This window comes from Polaromonas glacialis (assembly GCF_000709345.1).
Classification (GTDB): Bacteria; Pseudomonadota; Gammaproteobacteria; order Burkholderiales; family Burkholderiaceae_C; genus Polaromonas; species Polaromonas glacialis.
Window position 1 is genome coordinate 257,526 of the sequence record NZ_KL448325.1, and the last position, 3,602, is coordinate 261,127.

General features: G+C 54.1%; 6 protein-coding genes. 3 read left to right on the forward strand and 3 right to left on the reverse strand.

What is annotated here, in order from left to right:
* Both EC86_RS0123285 and EC86_RS29185 read right to left on the reverse strand, forming a co-directional pair.
* A partial coding sequence (locus tag EC86_RS0123285) for an IS1595 family transposase (RefSeq protein ID WP_156955482.1) occupies positions 1-565 on the reverse strand: 565 nt, incomplete at its 3' end.
* A 503-nt stretch (positions 566-1,068) separates the two neighbouring features.
* A complete protein-coding gene (locus tag EC86_RS29185) occupies positions 1,069-1,380 on the reverse strand; it encodes a hypothetical protein (protein ID WP_156955478.1) in 312 nt (103 codons plus the stop codon).
* Positions 1,381-1,868: 488 nt separating this feature from the next.
* On the opposite strand from EC86_RS29185, the gene EC86_RS28155 reads away from it, so the two are divergent.
* On the forward strand, positions 1,869-2,096 hold the full coding sequence (locus EC86_RS28155; RefSeq protein ID WP_084181720.1) for a hypothetical protein: 228 nt from the start codon (positions 1,869-1,871) through the stop codon (positions 2,094-2,096).
* A gap of 15 nt (positions 2,097-2,111) precedes the next feature.
* On the forward strand, positions 2,112-2,429 hold the full coding sequence (locus EC86_RS0123300; RefSeq protein WP_029528217.1) for a hypothetical protein: 318 nt from the start codon (positions 2,112-2,114) through the stop codon (positions 2,427-2,429).
* 43 nt (positions 2,430-2,472) lie between these two features.
* Here EC86_RS0123300 and EC86_RS0123305 read toward each other — a convergent pair whose 3' ends face one another.
* Positions 2,473-3,021: a septal ring lytic transglycosylase RlpA family protein gene (locus EC86_RS0123305; RefSeq protein WP_029528218.1), complete on the reverse strand. Its 549-nt coding sequence runs from the start codon at positions 3,019-3,021 to the stop codon at positions 2,473-2,475.
* A 206-nt stretch (positions 3,022-3,227) separates the two neighbouring features.
* On the opposite strand from EC86_RS0123305, the gene EC86_RS0123310 reads away from it, so the two are divergent.
* Complete coding sequence (locus EC86_RS0123310; protein WP_156955479.1) at positions 3,228-3,401, forward strand: hypothetical protein; 174 nt, start codon at positions 3,228-3,230, stop codon at positions 3,399-3,401.
* The last annotated feature ends 201 nt before the right edge of the window (positions 3,402-3,602 follow it).

The window sequence follows — 3,602 nt, forward strand, 5'->3', positions numbered from 1 at the left end:
CATAGACAACTCTCTTGTGCTTCTTGCTTTTCTCGACAGGCATTCTGGTGCGTACCTCGATGGCCCCAACGATCGTCGCCTTATGGTGGACGCCACGCCCCTCGCCTTTTGTACGACCACCCACAAACGTCTCATCGACTTCGACTGGATGCTGGGAGCCGATCGCATCGCGCTCCGGCCGTACCATACCGGCACGCAGCTTGTGGAGCATCTGAAACGCTGTCTCATAGCGCGACAGTCCAAGCTGGCGCTGAAACTGCAGAGCAGACTGGCCGGGCGTCTGCGTTGCCACGAGGTACGCACCCCAGAACCATATAGACAACGGCGTGTGACTGTCCTTCAGGACGGTGTCTGCCATGAGCGACACGTTGGCTTGGCAGGCACGGCATCTCAAAACGACCGATGTACGCTGGGCAAACCGGTAGGGCTCGCCGCTACTCCCGCACTTCGTGCAGGTAAACCCGTTCGGCCATCGCAGGTGCTCAAGGTACTTTGCACAAGCCGCTTCATCAGGGAATACCCGCTGAAACTCGGGAAGCGTCGTCGGGAAACCGCGAAGGTCCATGCCGGAAATTTAGCATCGGGGCATCGCTTTGGCAATCAACCGGATAGGCAAGGAATGGATTAATTCTCTGGCGATGTACCGTCCCGGACGTGACCACTGATAGTCACCAGCACGTGTGGCTGCTCATGGCGAATTGGAAGGCTTGACCTGATCACCTTGAGATTGGAGGTGCGCGTGTAAGGCTTGCCCAGCGCCCGGTCATCCTTAACCAGCACGCCTTGAGTGAGCTTGAACTGGATGCGCGGTTCTTGCCATAACTCGTCCGGATCGGCCTGCAGGCGATACAGCAGGCGAGTCAGCGCATTGTGCGCGAAGGCTGCGTCCTGCGCGAGCTGACGATCAGGAAATCGATACTGCCGTTGTCGTCGCTGAATCTGGGCTTGTGCATGCCGCTTTAGACTACAACAAACGCTGAAGTGCGTAACTCCTATCCAGGCAATTCAACATTTCCGTTAAGTCATCAGTAACTGACCCCTGCACCGCTCGATCTTTTTTCAATTCATTCAAGCAGATGGATAGATTTGCGCCGATTGGATTTTAGTGTAAACGAGCCGCTGCCAGAACGAATCCATGGCTGCATCCTTTTGCCAGTCTTCCTCCTGGGTGTGGTGAAAGCTGCACCAGTCATCCGGCCCCGGCTCAAGGCTCAATTTTTGCTTTTTCTCGCTGGCCAAAAGATATCTGACGACTGGAACCCGGTTTGCGCATGAGGAAACTTGCTTGCCTTCTGCCGGGGTGAACGCATTACAAGTTGAGCATGACCTGCGAAGCAGGGTCAATTCTTGGGATTTGGCTATTTCGTACGGATGCAGCATGATCAATTCTTTCGGTGGTAGAGACTTGGCAGATGGCTGGTACAACTTCGTTTCTTCATCTATCGCGTGAGGGCTCGCGCGACTTCCATGGCTCACAGGGTGTGAAGCATTTTTCGGCGACCGGGCGCTCTGAAAACAATTGCCCGGCTTGGGATGTGTATGACCCGGACTTCCTGGTGCTTGGGATGCGCCATGCTTTTGGCCGCCACCGCAACGGCCAATGAAAGGTTTTTATACAGGTGGCTGGGATTGGTGGCTGGCAACAAGCCGCCTTGGGACGTTGCTTCGCATTCAATAAGGTATTGATCCGACACTGAGTTGACTTTCTTTGTTATTTGTAAATAAAGCTTACTTTTTAGTATCGTTTCGTGCTAGGTGGTTTTCCCGTAGCCAAAACATGGTAGGGCATTACGCGGGTTTAGTTGGTTCGACGCCATACCCTTTTCTTTAGCAACTCACTGCCTGGGATTGGACCTAAACTTCATTTCATGAGCATGAAGTCGATTCCCAAATTCACAGGTCCAGCAGCCATCATGTGGGCAGCCATTCCTGCGGATGCCAAGAAACAATTGCTCTCGAACGTCTGGTGCGGGAAATGTCGACACGAGGTCATCATCAGCAACTTCACCGGAACTGTGAAGAGTGGCTGTCTGCTGCTGGTCGGTTTGTGTGCAGAATGCCATGGTGATGTGGCACGAGTGGTCGAGGGGAATTGAAAAGGAGGGCTTGGAATGATCGTTGGCACGAATCTGATTCCCAAAGGGTTCTCAGCCTTTTCCTGGTGGCCGTTTATCTTTGTGCGTCACGATCAACGCAGCGACAGTGCCTTGATCGAGCACGAGCTGGTTCATTACCGCGAGCAGGCTTGGATCACGCCGGTATGGGTAGTGCTGTATCTCGTTTCCCGAAAGTTCCGCCTTGCAGCAGAGGTTCGAGCCTACACGCGGCAAATTGAACTCGGTGGCGTCACGCGGGAACAAGCTGCCCATGCGTTGCTGAGCTATCGTCTTGGCATCACCTATGGCAAAGCCATGCAGGCTTTGGCTTGAATCAGCGCAGTAAAAGATTATCTCCAGGCTGGGGCTAACCCAGCTATTTGCGCTGTGCGATAGAAGTGGTCTTGTTCGTTTTCGCTTTGTGCGCAGGGATGCGAGGTTTCATGCTGTCATTGGTTTTCGCAACGGCTTTGGGAGCGACTTGGACCTTGACCACGCCCTGGTGTTTCGTGATGCCAATCTTGTGCGCTGTAGAAGGAGACACGTCCAATATCCGACCTTTCACGTGTGGTCCACGATCCCGAATGGTGACTTTTGCGCTTTGGCCGGTCTGCAGGTTGGTCACCTTCGCAGTGGTGCCCAGCGGCAGCGTTTTGCTGGCAGCATTGTTGCTGTGTGGGTTCATTTTTGTCCCATCGGCCATCATTTTGCCTGCAAACTTTCCTGCGTAAACCGATGCGTGTCCAATGCGTTTGCGACCCGACAGGTCCGGCTTGACCTTCGTAGCCTGCCGTGACGACACCAAATGGTGCCGTGCTGGTTTTCCTGTGGCGTGTGCATCGAGTGAAAATCCGACAACATAGGGTCCGATGAGACACGCCATCACAAGCCCGGTAAGGCTATTGAAGTTGGATTTTTTCAGCATTTTGACAATGCTCCATGTTGACCTTTCTGATTTACATCACTCCTTGCCAAGCCACCGCATCCCTGGGCAATTAAGGAATGGGTTAGCCTGAAGTTGATGTATTTTCTCGGGTTGTGTTGAACCGTGTTGGGTCGATGGCTGGCTCGCAGCTCAGGACGAAGCTGCACTGGTACTGCGGCGTCCGGATTTCGCCGCATACCAGTTCCATGGCACCGGTCGCCGCAATGGTCGCGCTGCCCTTGATCAGCAAGCTGTCGCCGGTCAGCGGCCTGTTGTTTTTACTTTGTGGCTACGCTTGCTTGGCGCTGGCGCTTCTGCAGGGTGAGTCAGGGCATCATGAACTGGCTACACTGAATTTTCAAGCAGTGCCTGGTGTTTGAGGCACAGGCGTTCATTGGTATTTTTGTTGAGGATTCATACCCCATGTACAAGCATCTTTTTGTGCCCGTTGACGGCTCCGAGCTTTCCCACCGTGCGATGGATGGCAGCATCGAACTCGCGCTTCAACTGGGCGCGCGCATCACGGGCTTTGTGGTTGAACCCGATCTGCCGCTTTCGACGAACGCCCCGCGCGGTGATGA

Coding starts and splice junctions, on each gene's coding strand:
- EC86_RS29185 (WP_156955478.1), bottom strand. CDS start 1,380: ATGCTGCATCCGTACGAAATAGCCAAATCCCAAGAATTGACCCTGCTT.
- EC86_RS28155 (WP_084181720.1), top strand. CDS start 1,869: ATGAGCATGAAGTCGATTCCCAAATTCACAGGTCCAGCAGCCATCATG.
- EC86_RS0123300 (WP_029528217.1), top strand. CDS start 2,112: ATGATCGTTGGCACGAATCTGATTCCCAAAGGGTTCTCAGCCTTTTCC.
- EC86_RS0123305 (WP_029528218.1), bottom strand. CDS start 3,021: ATGCTGAAAAAATCCAACTTCAATAGCCTTACCGGGCTTGTGATGGCG.
- EC86_RS0123310 (WP_156955479.1), top strand. CDS start 3,228: ATGGCACCGGTCGCCGCAATGGTCGCGCTGCCCTTGATCAGCAAGCTG.